Source organism: Pseudomonas entomophila (genome assembly GCF_029478665.1).
Lineage (GTDB): Bacteria > Pseudomonadota > Gammaproteobacteria > Pseudomonadales > Pseudomonadaceae > Aquipseudomonas > Aquipseudomonas entomophila_F.
Genome location: NZ_JARPQB010000049.1, coordinates 1 through 14,177, shown reverse-complemented (window position 1 = coordinate 14,177; position 14,177 = coordinate 1). Strand labels below are relative to the sequence as shown.

Genomic DNA, 14,177 nt, shown 5'->3' with positions numbered 1-14,177 from the left:
AAAACAAAGGCTTCAAAGGCCTTTAACACGTGGCGCCAACTCTATGTTCTGACAGGCGTTTTACCACGCAAAAAACAAGTGACATTAAGCTAGCACGACCAAAGGCAACTTTACACCGTCTGTCGCACCTGCTGGGGATTTTGCCTACAGGTTCGCACCCCTATTCGCTCATCAGGCGTCGACCATGGCCATCGCCTCCTCCACATCGACGGCGACCAGGCGTGAACAGCCCGGCTCGTGCATGGTCACCCCCATCAATTGCTCGGCCATTTCCATGGCGATCTTGTTATGGGTGATATAGATGAACTGCACGCTTTCGCTCATTTCCTTCACCAGGCGCGCGTAGCGCCCAACGTTGGCATCGTCCAGCGGCGCGTCGACCTCGTCGAGCATGCAGAACGGTGCCGGGTTCAACTTGAAGATGGCGAACACCAGTGCCAGTGCCGTCAGTGCCTTCTCGCCGCCGGACAGCAAATGGATGGTGCTGTTCTTCTTGCCCGGCGGGCGCGCCATGATCGTCACCCCTGTATCGAGTAGATCTTCGCCCGTCAGTTCCAGATAAGCGCTGCCGCCACCGAAAACTTTTGGGAAAAGTGCCTGCAATCCGGCATTTATCTGATCAAAGGTATCCTTGAAGCGGTTGCGGGTTTCCTTGTCGATCTTGCGGATGACGTTTTCCAGGGTCTCCAGCGCCTCGACCAGGTCGGCGTCCTGAGCGTCCAGATAACGCTTGCGTTCGGACTGCTGCTCGTACTCCTCGATGGCCGCCAGGTTGATCGCCCCGAGGCGCTGGATGCGCGCCTCGACCTGCTCCAGCTCCTGTTCGGTGCCCTGCTCGCTGGCCTGCGCATCGAGCGTCGCGAGCACACCCTGAAGATCGTAGCCGTCGCCCAGCAGTTGTTCCTGCAAGGTCTTGCGGCGCACGTCCAGCCCTTGCGACTCCAGGCGCTGCTGTTCCAGCTGGCCGCGCAGCAGCTGGGCCTGCTGTTCGGCCTGGGTACGGCGCCGCTCGGCATCGCGCAGCTCGCGGTCGGCTTCGTCCATGTGCAGGCGGGCCTGGCGCATTTCCTCGTCGACGCTCATGCGCCGCTCGAGCAGTTCCTCGAGTTTCAGGCGCAACTCTTCCTGCGGTGCCTCGCCTTCCTCCAGGTTCAGGTTCAACTGCTCCTGGCGCTCGCTCAGGCGCGCGGCCTGTTGCTCCAGGCGCTCCAGCGCCTGGCGGGTGGAATCGTGCTGGGCACGCAGGGAGCCCATGCGCACCGCCAGCTGGTGGGCATGATCCTTGTGCTGGCGGGCCTCCTGGCGAACGCGGTCGAGGCCCTCGCGCAGGGTGTCGCGACGCGCCATCAACTGCTCGCGCAGCGCTGTGTCCTGGGCCATCAGGTCCAGGGACTCTTGCAACAGCAACCGCGCTTCACCCAGTTGCTCGTGCTCCAGGGCGCGTTGTTCCTGCACCTCCAACAGCTCTTCCTGCAGCCTGCGCAGGCGCAGCTCAAGTTGTTCGGCACGGGCATGGCCGGCAGAAAGGCGGGCCTTGAGCTCGCCATGCTGGCGGCTTTCGTCCTGACTGCGCCGGCGCAATTGCTCGCGCTGGTCTTCGTGGTCGAGTTGCTGTTCGCGCAGGCGCTGCAACTGTTCGTCCAACTGTTCGAGCAGCGCCTCCTGCTCCAGTTGTTCCTGGCCAAGGCGTTCGATTTCCTGGCCACGGGCCAGCACGCCGCCCTGGGCCTCACCACCACGACTGATACGCAGGAAATGGCGCCCGACCCAGTAGCCATCGCGGCTGACCAGGCTCTGGCCATCGCCCAGCGAGGCCCGCAAGGTCAAAGCCTGCTCCAGGCTTTCCACCGGTCGGACCTGACCGAGCCAGGGCGACAGGTCGGTGCGACCCTCGACCTTATCCAGCAGACTACCCGGGATTCGCGCGCCATCGCCCGCGCCCAGCAGCAAGCGCAGCTCGCCCTGTTCCAGGGTGGTGAAGTCGAGGTTGTCGAAATCGTCGAGCAGCACGGCCTGCAGGTCGGCGCCCAGCACCGTTTCCACCGCCAGCTCCCAACCCGGCTCGACCCGCAGGCCTTCCGCCAGCCGGGGGCGCTGTTCCAGCCCTTGCCCGCGCAGCCAGTCGGCGGCATCGGCGCCAGGCTCCAGCGCGGCTTGTTGCAAGGCTTCCAACGAAGCCAGGCGGCCACCCAGGCGCTGCAGATCGCCCTGCTGCTGTTGCTGGGCCTGGCCGGCCTGCTGCAACTGCTCACGCACCGTATCGAGCTGCTCGACCACCTGGCGCTCCTGAAGCTGCAGTGCTTCGAGCAGCAGTTCGCTGCTGGCCACCTGCTCGCTGAGGTCGGCCATCTCGACATCCTGCGGGTCGGCGCCCAACTGGTCGCGCTCCTCGCCCAGCTTGCGCTGGCGCTCGGCCAGGCGCTCCAGGCTGGATTCGAGCTGCGCCAGGCGCGCCTGCTGCACTTCAGCCTGGCGGCGTGGCTCGGCGGAGCGGGTGTTGAAACCGTCCCACTGCTCCTGCCAGCCGTGCATGCCCAGCTCGGCTTCCTCGAGCGTCGCGGCGGCCTCTTCAGCTGCGGCCAGGGTGAGTTCCTGCTCCGGCTCGAGCATCGCCAGCTCCTCGCCCAGGGTGGCCAGCAGCGTGCGATCGTGGCCCAGGTGCGACTCGGTCTCCAGGCGGGTGCGTTCGGCTTCCTTCAAGTCGTCCTGCAACTGGCGCAGGCGTTGCTGCCCATGCTGGATGCTCTGCTCGACCCGGGCGATATCGCCGGCCACCGAATAGAAGCGCCCCTGCACCTGGTTGAACCGTTCGGACAGCTCATGGTGGCCATCGCGCAGGCGCTCGATGCTGGCATCGGCGTTGCGCTGCTCGGCCACCAGTGCCTCGAAGGCAATCTCCTGGTCGCCGATGACCATCTCGCGCTGGCGCACGCGCTGATCCAGGTCACGCCAGCGCAGCGCTGCCAGGCAGGCCTTGAGCTGGCGCTCCTGGGCCTTGTACTCGCGGTACTTCTCGGCAGCCTGGGCCTGGCGGTGCAGGCGTTCGAGCTGGCGCTCCAGCTCTTCGCGCAGGTCGGTCAGGCGCGCCAGGTTCTCTTGTGTGCGGCGAATGCGGTTCTCGGTCTCGCGGCGGCGCTCCTTGTACTTGGAGATGCCCGCCGCTTCCTCGATGAAGTTGCGCAGTTCCTCGGGCTTGGCTTCGATCAGCTTGCTGATCATGCCCTGCTCGATGATCGAGTAGCTGCGCGGCCCCAGGCCGGTGCCGAGGAAGATGTCGGTGATATCCCGGCGCCGGCATTTGGCGCCGTTCAGGAAATAGGTGTTCTGCCCGTCGCGGGTGACCTTGCGGCGGATGGAAATCTCGGCGTAGGCGGCGTATTCGCCCACCAGCGTGTTGTCGCTGTTGTCGAACACCAGCTCGATGCTGGCCTGGCTGACCGGCTTGCGGCTGGTGGAGCCGTTGAAGATGACGTCGGTCATCGACTCGCCACGGAGGTTCTTCGCCGAACTCTCGCCCATCACCCAGCGCACCGCGTCGATGATGTTCGATTTGCCGCAACCGTTGGGGCCGACCACGGCCGCCATGTTGCTGGGGAAGTTGACCGTGGTCGGGTCGACGAACGACTTGAACCCGGCCAGGCGAATGCACTTCAGACGCATCGGTCAGGTCCGCGCCAGCGCCGCCAGCACCAGCTCGCAACTGCGCTGGCAATACGCGGTGAGCACCTCGCGGATGCGCGGCAGGTCACGGGCGACCACGGCACCCAGCAGGCTGGCGAACAGGTCGAGATAGTCGACCATGTTGGCCTGGCGCTGGTCGAGGGCCAGGTAGTAGGCGCGGCTCATGGCCGGCTGCAGGTTCTCGACGGTCTCCTGCAGGTAGGGGTTGTTGGCGAACGGATAGGCGGCGCGCATCACCGCGAAGCTGTCGGCGACGAACGTCTTGATGTCCCGACCGGCATGGGCCTGCTGCAGGCGCTGCTGGATGTCCAGGAACGGGCGCAGGTCGCTTTCGGTGCGCCAATGCTGGGCGACGGCGTTGCCCAGCAGGATATAGAACTCGCCCATCAGCTCGCACAGGCTGCGTACGCTGTTCTCGTCCAGTTCGGTCACATGGGCGCCACGACGCGGCAGGATCGCCACCAGGTGGCGGCGCTCGAGAATGAGCAACGCCTCGCGCACCGAGCCACGGCTGACATTCAACGCCTGGGTGACCTTCAACTCCTGGATGCGCTCGCCGGGCGCGAGTTCGCCGCGGATGATCCGCTCGGCCAGGTAGTGGGCAATTTGCTCGGAGAGGCTGTCCGGCGCCTTGAACGTCATGGTTTTCCTTCGCAATCTGGATAGCTGTGCACAAGGGCGCGATTGTAGCGCACTTGGTCCGCCTGCGCGCAGCGGAACATGGGGCTTTGTGCGACTTGCCGGTCAACCGTCGAGCTCGGCGCGAACTATGCTTGGGGAAAGGCTGATCGAGGTCGTTCGGTGCTGCTCGAGCAAAATCTTGACTCGAAGGTCAGAAATTTATTGACCACAAGGTCAGGCGTTGCTTAGAGTCCGCCCGAACAACAATAAAATCATTGCGAGGCCCTCCCCCGTGATCCAGTTTCTCGTCAACCAGGAGCTGCACAGCGAGCACGCCCTGGACCCGAACATGACGGTGCTGCAATACCTGCGCGAGCACCTGGGCAAGCCCGGCACCAAGGAAGGCTGCGCCAGCGGCGACTGCGGCGCCTGCACCGTGGTCGTGGGCGAACTTGTCCAGGCCCCGCAGGGCGGCGACAGCATCCGCTACCGCAGCCTCAACTCGTGCCTGACGTTCGTCTCCTCCCTGCATGGCAAGCAACTGATCAGCGTCGAAGGCCTCAAGCACCAAGGCGAGCTGCACAGCGTGCAGAAAGCCATGGCCGATTGCCATGGCTCGCAGTGCGGCTTCTGCACCCCCGGCTTCGTCATGTCGCTGTTCGCCCTGCAAAAGAACAGTGAAGGCCACGACCTGCATCAGGCCCAGGAAGCCCTGGCCGGCAACCTGTGCCGCTGCACCGGCTACCGGCCGATCCTCGCCGCCGCCGAACAGAGCTGCGCCCAGCCCTGCCGCGACCAGTTCGACGCGCAACAGGCGCAGACCATCGCCCGCCTCAAGGCCATCGCCCCGCAACACACCGGCGAGCTCAACAGCGGCGACAAACGCTGCCTGGTACCGCTGACCGTGACCGATCTGGCCGACCTCTACAGCTCGCACCCCGAGGCGCGCCTGCTGGCCGGCGGCACCGACCTGGCGCTGGAGGTCACCCAGTTCCACCGCGCCTTGCCGGTGATGATCTACGTCGGCCACGTCGCCGAGCTCAAGCGCATCGACAAGACCGCCACGCACCTGGAGATCGGCGCCGCCACACCATTGACCGACTGCTACACCGCGCTCAACGAGGAATACCCCGACTTCGGCGACCTGCTGCACCGCTTCGCCTCGCTGCAGATCCGCAACCAGGGCACCTTGGGCGGCAATATCGGCAACGCCTCGCCGATCGGCGATTCGCCACCCCTGCTGATCGCCCTGGATGCGCAGATCGTCCTGCGCCAGGGCGAACGCCAGCGCACCCTGGCCCTGGAAGACTACTTCATCGACTACCGCATCACCGCGCGCCAGGACAGCGAGTTTATCGAGAAGATCATCGTGCCGCGCGCCAGCAATGACTGGACGTTCCGCGCCTACAAAGTGTCCAAGCGCCTGGACGACGATATTTCCGCAGTCTGCGCGGCATTCAACCTGAGCATCGAGAACGGTGTGGTCAGCGGTGTGCGCATCGCCTTCGGCGGCATGGCGGCGATCCCCAAGCGCGCCCGTGCCTGCGAAGCCGCCCTGCGCGGCAAACCCTGGAACCAGGCCAGCGTCGAGCGCGCCTGCCAGGCCCTGGCCGAGGACTTCACCCCGCTCAGCGACTTCCGCGCCAGCCGCGAGTACCGCCTGCTGACCGCGCAGAACCTGCTGCGCAAGTACTTCATCGAACTGCAATCGCCGCACATCGAAACCCGGGTGACCGCCTATGTCTAACCATCACGCCGTCAAGAGCCAGGCCGAGATGGCCGCACTGTTCAGCCAGGACCTGACCACCGGGGTTGGCCGCAGCCTCAAGCACGACAGCGCCGACAAGCATGTGGCAGGCGAGGCGGTGTACATCGACGACCGCCTGGAATTCCCCAACCAGCTGCACGTCTACGCACGCACCGCGGACCGCGCCCATGCGCGCATCCTGCGCATCGACACCACCCCCTGCTACCAGTTCGAGGGCGTGCGCATCGCCATCACCCACGAGGACATTCCGGGGCTGAAAGACATCGGCCCGGTGGTTGCCGGCGACCCGCTGCTGGCCATCGACAAGGTCGAGTTCTTCGGCCAGCCGGTGCTCGCCGTGGCCGCCCGCGACCTGGACACCGCCCGCCGCGCGGCGATGGCGGCGATCGTCGAGTACGAAGACCTGGAGCCAGTGCTGGACGTGGTCGAAGCGCTACGCAAGAAGCACTTCGTGCTCGACAGCCACACCCACCAGCGCGGCGATTCGGCCGCGGCCCTGGCCAGTGCGCCACACCGCATCCAGGGCAGCCTGCACATTGGTGGCCAGGAGCACTTCTACCTGGAGACCCAGATCAGTTCGGTGATGCCCAGCGAAGACGGCGGCATGATCGTCTACTGCTCCACGCAGAACCCCACCGAGGTGCAGAAGCTGGTCGCCGAGGTGCTCGACGTGCCGATGCACAAGATCGTCGTCGACATGCGCCGCATGGGCGGCGGCTTCGGCGGCAAGGAAACCCAGGCCGCGAGCCCCGCCTGCCTGTGCGCGGTGATCGCACGCCTGACCGGCCAGCCGACCAAGATGCGCCTGCCCCGCGTCGAAGACATGATGATGACCGGCAAGCGCCACCCGTTCTACGTGGAGTACGACGTCGGTTTCGATGACAGCGGCCGCCTGCACGGGATCAACTTCGACCTGGCCGGCAACTGCGGCTATTCGCCCGACCTGTCCGGCTCGATCGTCGACCGCGCCATGTTCCACTCCGACAACGCCTACTATTTGGGCGACGCCACGGTGCACGGCCACCGTTGCAAGACCAACACCGCCTCCAACACCGCCTATCGCGGTTTCGGAGGCCCGCAAGGGATGGTCGCCATCGAGCAGGTGATGGACCATATCGCCCGACACCTGGCCCTCGACCCACTGGCCGTGCGCAAAGCCAACTACTACGGCAAGACCGAGCGCAACGTCACCCACTACTACCAGACCGTCGAGCACAACATGCTCGAGGAGATGACCGCCGAGATCGAGGCCAGCAGCGACTATCACGAGCGCCGCGAATCGATCCGCCGCTTCAACGCCAACAGCCCGGTGCTGAAGAAAGGCCTGGCGCTGACCCCGGTGAAGTTCGGCATCTCGTTCACCGCCACCTTCCTCAACCAGGCCGGCGCGCTGATCCACATCTACACCGACGGCAGCATCCACCTCAACCACGGCGGCACCGAGATGGGCCAGGGCCTCAACACCAAGGTCGCGCAGGTGGTGGCGCAAGTGTTCCAGGTCGACTTCAACCGTATCCAGATCACCGCCACCAACACCGACAAGGTGCCCAACACCTCGCCGACCGCCGCCTCCAGCGGCGCCGACCTGAACGGCAAGGCCGCGCAGAACGCCGCCGAGATCCTGAAAAAGCGCCTGACCGAATTCGCCGCGCGGCACTACAACGTGACCGAGGAGGACGTCGAGTTCCGCAACGGCCATGTGCGGGTACGCGACCAGATCGTCAGCTTCGAGCAACTGGTGCAACAGGCGTACTTCGCCCAGGTCTCGCTGTCGACCACCGGCTTCTACCGCACGCCGAAGATCTTCTACGACCGTTCCCAGGCCCGTGGCCGGCCGTTCTACTACTTCGCCTTCGGCGCCGCCTGCGTGGAAGTGATCGTCGACACCCTGACCGGCGAATACAAGATGCTGCGCGCCGACATCCTGCACGACGTCGGCGACTCGCTGAACCCGGCCATCGACATCGGCCAGGTGGAAGGCGGCTTCGTCCAGGGCATGGGCTGGCTGACCACCGAAGAGCTGGTGTGGAACAACAAGGGCAAGCTGATGACCAACGGCCCGGCCAGCTACAAGATCCCGGCCATCGCCGACATGCCAGTGGACATGCGCGTGAAGCTGGTGGAGAACCGCAAGAACCCCGAGGACACGGTGTTCCACTCCAAGGCCGTGGGCGAGCCGCCGTTCATGCTGGGAATCGCCGCCTGGTGCGCGATCAAGGACGCCGTGGCAAGCATCGCCGACTACCGCGTGCAACCGGACATCGACGCGCCATCGACACCGGAGCGGGTGCTGTGGGGCTGCGAGCAGATGCGCAAGGCGGTGGCTGCGGCGCAGCCTGCCGAGCAGGAACTGGAACCCGTGACACACTGACGACGCCGCCCCCTGCAGGAGCGGCTTCAGCCGCGAAGCCGGCATCGCGGTGCCTGGCAGCCGCTTCGCGGCTGATCGCGGGTGAACCCGCTCCTACAGGGACCGAGTCGTTTGAAAGAGGATTTGGATCATGCACCAATGGATCAACGCCCTCGCCGACCATCAGGCCCGCGGCGAGCCCTGCGTCCTGGTGACCATCATCGAGGAGCGCGGCTCCACGCCACGCAACGCCGGCTCGAAGATGGTGGTCAGCGCCAGCAGCCTGTACGACACCATCGGCGGTGGCCACCTGGAGTTCAAGGCGCTGCACATCGCCCGGCAGATGCTTGAGGAGCACCGCAGCACGCCGCACCTGGAGCGCTTCAGCCTGGGCGCCAGTCTCGGCCAGTGCTGCGGCGGCGCCACCGTGCTGCTGTTCGAACCCATGACTGGCGTGCAGGCGCAGATCGCGGTGTTCGGCGCGGGTCATGTCGGCCGCGCTCTGGTACCCTTGCTCGCCGCGCTGCCCTGCCGGGTGCGCTGGATCGATTCGCGCGAGCAGGAGTTCCCCGAGCAGATCCCCAACGGGGTCAGCAAAGTGGTCAGCGAGGACCCGGTCGACGAAGTCGCGGACTTGCCCGCCGGCAGCTACTGCATCGTCATGACCCACAACCACCAGCTCGACCTGGAACTGACCGCCGCCATTCTCAAACGCAATGATTTCACCTGGTTCGGCCTGATCGGTTCGAAGACCAAGCGGGTCAAGTTCGAACACCGCCTGCGCGAACGCGGCTTCGACGACGCGCTGCTGGCGCGGATGCGCTGCCCGATGGGCCTGGCTGAAGTGAAGGGCAAGCTGCCGATCGAGATCGCCGTGTCCATCGCCGCCGAAATCATTGCCACCTACAACGCCTGCTTCGGCCAGCACGACGCTGCCGTGAACGCAGGCCCGATCGCCCAATTGCTGCCGCCTTCCCGGCGCAGCCAGACCCACTGACGAGCGTACCCATGACCGCAACACGCAAAGCCTACCGCGCCGCCATCCTGCACAGCATCGCCGACCCGGCCGAAGTCGGCCTGGAGGCCTCCCAGGAGTACTTCGAGGATGGCCTGCTGGTGGTCGACAACGGCCGCATCAAGGCCCTCGGCCACGCCTGCGACCTGCTGCCGACCCTGGATGACGCCATCGAAGTGGTGCACTACCCGGACACCCTGATCACCCCGGGCTTCATCGACACCCACATCCACTTCCCGCAGACCGGCATGATCGGCTCCTACGGCGAGCAACTGCTGGATTGGCTGAACACCTACACCTTCCCGTGCGAGAAGCAGTTCGCCGACAAGGCCCATGCCGACAAGGTGGCGAAGATCTTCCTGAAGGAGCTGCTGCGCAACGGCACCACCACCGCCCTGGTGTTCGGCAGCGTGCACCCCGAGTCGGTCAACGCCCTGTTCGAGGAAGCCGAGCGCCTGGACCTGCGCCTGATCGCCGGCAAGGTGATGATGGACCGCAACGCCCCCGACTACCTGACCGACACGGCCGAATCCGGCTACACCGAGAGCAAGGCGCTGATCGAGCGCTGGCACGGCAAGGGCCGCCTGCACTACGCGGTGACGCCGCGCTTCGCCCCCACCAGCACCCCGGAACAACTGGCCCTGGCCGGCCAATTGCTCAAGGAGCATCCGGGCGTGTACATGCACACCCACCTGTCCGAGAACCTCAAGGAGATCGAGTGGGTCAAGGCGCTGTTCCCCGAGCAGAACGGCTACCTGGATGTCTACGACCACTTCGAACTGCTCGGCGAGCGCTCGGTGTTCGCCCACGGCGTGCACCTGTGCGACGACGAGTGCAAGCGCCTGGCTGAAACCGGCTCGGCCATCGCCTTCTGCCCGACCTCCAACCTGTTCCTCGGCAGTGGCCTGTTCAACCTGCCCCAGGCCGAGCGCTTCAAGGTCAATGTGGGCCTGGGCACCGACGTGGGCGCCGGCACCAGCTTCTCGCTGCTCAACACCCTGAACGAGGCCTACAAGGTGATGCAGCTGCAAGGCGCGCGCCTGCACCCGTTCAAGTCGCTGTACCTGGCCACCCTCGGGGGTGCCCGCGCCCTGCGCCTGGACGACCGTATCGGCAGCCTGCGCCCGGGCAACGATGCCGACTTCGTGGTGCTCGACTACAAGGCCACGCCGCTGCTGGACTACCGCATCCAGCAGTCCAACAGCATCGAGGAAACCCTGTTCGTGCTCACCACCCTGGGTGACGACCGTACCGTGCGTGAAACCTACGCCGCCGGGCGCTGCGTGCACCAGCGCTAAGGTTGCTTGGCCAAACCCCGGTAAAGCACGCCGCCGATCGCCGCCCCGATCAGCGGCGCCACCCAGAACAGCCACAGCTGTTGCAAGGCCCAACCACCGACGAACAAAGCGGGCCCCGTACTGCGTGCGGGGTTCACCGAGGTGTTGGTCACAGGGATCGAGATCAGGTGGATCAAGGTCAGGGCCAGGCCGATGGCGATCGGTGCGAAACCGGCCGGCGCACGGGCATCGGTCGCACCCATGATCACCACCAGGAACATCGCCGTCATCACCACTTCGCTGATGAAGCCTGCCGCCAGCGTGTAACCGCCAGGCGAGTGCTCGGCGTAGCCATTGGACGCCAGCCCGTTCGACAGCTCGAAACCCGCCTTGCCGCTGGCGATGAAGTAGATCACCGCCGCCGCGATGATCGCGCCGATCACCTGGGCGATCACGTAGGGCAACAGCTCTTTGGCCGGGAACCGCCCACCCACCACCAATCCGAACGACACGGCGGGGTTGAGGTGACAGCCGGAGATATGGCCGATGGCGAAGGCCATGGTCAGGACAGTCAGGCCGAATGCGAAGGCGACACCGAGGACACCGATGCCGACAGGTGAGCTGGCGGCCAGTACCGCGCTGCCGCAACCACCCAGCACCAGCCAGAAAGTGCCGACCAGTTCGGCACCCATGCGCACACCGAGGGACGTAGTCATGAACCCTTCCTCACGTAGTTGAACGCAAAAGCTGCGCAAGCCCAACTACATTTTTCAGGGGTCTGCAACTAGTAAATTTATCAGGTATCTGGCCGAAGGCCAGTCATGACAAGGGCCGCTGCGCGCCCCATCATCAGCGCGCCGCCCCTGCAGGGGCCGGCTTGCCGGCGATGGGCTGCGATGCGGCCCCAATGGCTTGCCTACCGAGGCAAACGATCAACCCTTGGCCGAGACCTTGGGTTTTTTCTGCAGCAGGTGCGAGAACACCGCGTGGAGGTCGTCCGAGGCGCTTTCCTCGTCGAGGTTGAGCTTGCTGTCGATGTGGTCCATGTGATGCATCATCAGGCTCACCGCCTGCTGCGCGTCACGCGCCTCGATGGCGTCGATCAACTGCATGTGCTCGTCGTAGGAGCAGTGCGAGCGGTTGCCGCTTTCGTACTGGGCGATGATCAGCGAGGTCTGCGACACCAGGCTGCGCTGGAAGCTGACCAGTGGCGCGTTGCCAGCTGCCTCGGCCAGCTTGAGGTGGAACTCGCCGGAGAGGCGAATGCCCGCGCCACGGTCGCCACGGGAGAAGCTGTCGCGCTCCTCGCGGACCATCTGGCGCAGTTCGTTGAGCTGCTCGACGGTAGCGTGCTGTACCGCCAGTTCGGTGATGGCGCGCTCGACCATGCGCCGGGAGAAGAACACCTGGCGCGCCTCCTCGACCGTCGGGCTGGCCACCACCGCGCCGCGGTTGGGCCGCAGCAGCACCACGCTCTCGTGGGCCAGGCGCGACAAGGCGCGTCGGATGATGGTGCGGCTGACACCGAAGATTTCGCCCAGCGCTTCCTCGCTCAACTTGGTGCCCGGCGCGAGGCGTTGCTCGAGGATCGCCTCGAAGATGTGCGCATAGACGATGTCGTCCTGGGTACCACTGCGGCCGGCCTTGCCAGTGCGCGCAGGTTTTTTCAGAGGTTGCAGCTGTTCGTTCATGGGCTCTCGAGCACGAAGGATCTGCCTGTCGGACCGTGACTGTAGTACCTGTCAGCGGGTGGGGCGAGTCCGGGAAAAAGATGAAGGACCAAGGTATGGCGCCATTGTACACAGGCTGACCCGTTTCTGCAGGTGGCCTACTCCCTATATAGCCGTTGTACGAGCGTTTGTGCGCACAAAAGATAAAACATTATTTGCATTCTTTGTACACAAAAGCATAATCCTGCGAGCAACTTTCTGACCCAGAAGTCAACAAAATGGTCGGACGTCTGCCACACCCTCCCTCGCGAAGCCCCCAAGTGCATTGGCTCAGGACCAGGCTTCGAACAACAAGAACGACTTGAGGAGTACTCGCTGTGGAAAGCCGCAAATCCGAAGCCCCTGCGCTGGATCTCGCCCCACCGCTCGAAACGAGCTGGCTGGAGCGGATTTTCAAACTCAAGCGACATGGCACCACCGTCAGGACCGAACTGATCGCCGGGGTGACCACCTTCATCACCATGGCCTACATCATCTTCGTCAACCCCAACATCATGGCCGACGCCGGCATCGACCACGGGGCGGCCTTCGTCGCCACCTGCATCGCCGCCGCGCTGGGCTGCCTGCTGATGGGCCTGTACGCCAACTGGCCGGTCGGCCTGGCACCGGGCATGGGGCTCAACGCCTTCTTCACCTACACCGTGGTCGGGACCATGGGCTACACCTGGCAGGCCGCGCTGGGGGCTGTGTTCATCTCGGGCGTGCTGTTCATGTTCCTGACCTTGTCGCGGGTGCGCGAATGGCTGCTAAACAGCATTCCAGTGAGCCTGCGCCACGCGATGGGCGCCGGCGTGGGCCTGTTCCTCGGGCTGATCGGCCTGAAGACCGCCGGTATCGTGGTCGACAGCCCGGCCACCTTGATCAAGCTCGGCTCGCTGCACGAGCCTGGCCCGCTGCTGGCGGCGATCTGCTTCCTGATGATCGCCGTGCTCAGCTACCACCGGGTGTTCGGTGCCATCCTCATCAGCATCATCAGCGTCACCCTCGCCGGCTGGGGCCTGGGCCTGGTGCAGTATGGCGGGGTGTTCTCGCTGCCGCCGAGCCTGGCGCCGACCTGGATGGCCATGGACGTCGCGGGGGTGTTCAACGTCAGCATGATCAGCGTGGTGCTGGCGTTCCTGTTCGTGCACATGTTCGATACCGCCGGCACATTGATGGGCGTGGCCCAGCGGGCCGGGCTGGTGGCGCCTGACGGGCGTATCGAGAACCTGTCGCGGGCATTGAAGGCCGACAGTGCCTCCAGCGTGTTTGGCGCGGCGGTGGGCGTGCCCCCGGTGACCAGCTACGTGGAAAGTGCCGCGGGCGTGGCTGCCGGTGGCCGCACCGGGCTCACCGCCGTGGTGGTCGGCCTGCTGTTCGTCGCCGCGATGTTCTTCGCGCCGCTGGCGGGGATGATCCCGGCCTATGCGACGGCCGGGGCACTGATCTACGTGGCGATGCTGATGATGGGCAGCATGGCGCACATCAACTGGGACGAGGCCACCGACAGCATTCCGGCGATCGTCACGGTGATCATGATGCCGCTGACGTTCTCCGTGGCGGATGGGATTGCCCTGGGGTTCATCAGCTATGTGGCGCTGAAGGCGGGGACCGGCAAGTTCAAGGAAATTTCCGCGAGCCTCTGGGTCCTGTGCGTGATCTTCATTGCCAAGTTCGTGTTTCTTTGACGTGAGGCCTGGGTTGCAGCAGCGCCTATGAGATCGAGCGCCGCCCGCGCGGCGCATCGCGGATGAAT

At 65.1% G+C, this 14,177-nt stretch carries 9 protein-coding genes; 5 read left to right on the top strand and 4 right to left on the bottom strand.

The window, feature by feature from the left end; all coding sequences use genetic code 11:
- Nucleotides 1–171: 171 nt before the first annotated feature.
- Together smc and P5705_RS21415 are read right to left on the bottom strand one after the other, a co-directional pair.
- Nucleotides 172–3,660: a chromosome segregation protein SMC gene (gene smc, locus P5705_RS21420; protein ID WP_277462870.1), complete on the bottom strand. Its 3,489-nt coding sequence runs from the start codon at nt 3,658–3,660 to the stop codon at nt 172–174.
- Between the two features lie 3 nt (nt 3,661–3,663).
- Nucleotides 3,664–4,323 (bottom strand): GntR family transcriptional regulator, encoded by a 660-nt coding sequence (locus tag P5705_RS21415; protein WP_252091180.1) that lies wholly within the window; start codon nt 4,321–4,323, stop codon nt 3,664–3,666.
- A 271-nt stretch (nt 4,324–4,594) separates the two neighbouring features.
- On the opposite strand from P5705_RS21415, the gene xdhA reads away from it, so the two are divergent.
- From xdhA to guaD, 4 genes are all read left to right on the top strand, one after another.
- Nucleotides 4,595–6,049, top strand: a complete 1,455-nt coding sequence (xdhA, locus tag P5705_RS21410) for a xanthine dehydrogenase small subunit (RefSeq protein ID WP_277462868.1) — start codon at nt 4,595–4,597, stop codon at nt 6,047–6,049.
- The gene (gene xdhB, locus P5705_RS21405) at nt 6,042–8,441 is read left to right on the top strand and encodes a xanthine dehydrogenase molybdopterin binding subunit (protein WP_277462867.1); all 2,400 of its coding nucleotides are present in this window, start codon (nt 6,042–6,044) and stop codon (nt 8,439–8,441) included. The genes xdhA and xdhB overlap by 8 nt, the downstream gene beginning before the upstream one ends.
- Before the next feature lie 130 nt (nt 8,442–8,571).
- Nucleotides 8,572–9,417: a xanthine dehydrogenase accessory protein XdhC gene (gene xdhC, locus P5705_RS21400; RefSeq protein WP_248919364.1), complete on the top strand. Its 846-nt coding sequence runs from the start codon at nt 8,572–8,574 to the stop codon at nt 9,415–9,417.
- Nucleotides 9,418–9,428: 11 nt separating this feature from the next.
- Nucleotides 9,429–10,733, top strand: a complete 1,305-nt coding sequence (guaD, locus tag P5705_RS21395; protein ID WP_277462866.1) for a guanine deaminase — start codon at nt 9,429–9,431, stop codon at nt 10,731–10,733.
- Here guaD and aqpZ read toward each other — a convergent pair.
- Both aqpZ and P5705_RS21385 read right to left on the bottom strand, forming a co-directional pair.
- The gene (gene aqpZ / locus P5705_RS21390; protein ID WP_277462865.1) at nt 10,730–11,428 is read right to left on the bottom strand and encodes an aquaporin Z; all 699 of its coding nucleotides are present in this window, start codon (nt 11,426–11,428) and stop codon (nt 10,730–10,732) included. The two genes, guaD and aqpZ, sit on opposite strands and share 4 nt — an antisense overlap.
- A 216-nt stretch (nt 11,429–11,644) precedes the next feature.
- Complete coding sequence (locus P5705_RS21385) at nt 11,645–12,403, bottom strand: GntR family transcriptional regulator (RefSeq protein ID WP_213660276.1); 759 nt, start codon at nt 12,401–12,403, stop codon at nt 11,645–11,647.
- A gap of 356 nt (nt 12,404–12,759) precedes the next feature.
- Here P5705_RS21385 and P5705_RS21380 point away from each other — a divergent pair, with 356 nt between their 5' ends.
- Nucleotides 12,760–14,109: an NCS2 family permease gene (locus P5705_RS21380; protein WP_213660275.1), complete on the top strand. Its 1,350-nt coding sequence runs from the start codon at nt 12,760–12,762 to the stop codon at nt 14,107–14,109.
- Nucleotides 14,110–14,177: the final 68 nt, after the last annotated feature.

Excerpts from the sequence above, each read along its gene's own strand:
- P5705_RS21415 (WP_252091180.1), bottom strand. The coding sequence starts at position 4,323 with ATGACGTTCAAGGCGCCGGACAGCCTCTCCGAGCAAATTGCCCACTAC.
- xdhB (WP_277462867.1), top strand. The coding sequence starts at position 6,042 with ATGTCTAACCATCACGCCGTCAAGAGCCAGGCCGAGATGGCCGCACTG.
- guaD (WP_277462866.1), top strand. The coding sequence starts at position 9,429 with ATGACCGCAACACGCAAAGCCTACCGCGCCGCCATCCTGCACAGCATC.
- xdhC (WP_248919364.1), top strand. The coding sequence starts at position 8,572 with ATGCACCAATGGATCAACGCCCTCGCCGACCATCAGGCCCGCGGCGAG.
- smc (WP_277462870.1), bottom strand. The coding sequence starts at position 3,660 with ATGCGTCTGAAGTGCATTCGCCTGGCCGGGTTCAAGTCGTTCGTCGAC.
- aqpZ (WP_277462865.1), bottom strand. The coding sequence starts at position 11,428 with ATGACTACGTCCCTCGGTGTGCGCATGGGTGCCGAACTGGTCGGCACT.
- P5705_RS21385 (WP_213660276.1), bottom strand. The coding sequence starts at position 12,403 with ATGAACGAACAGCTGCAACCTCTGAAAAAACCTGCGCGCACTGGCAAG.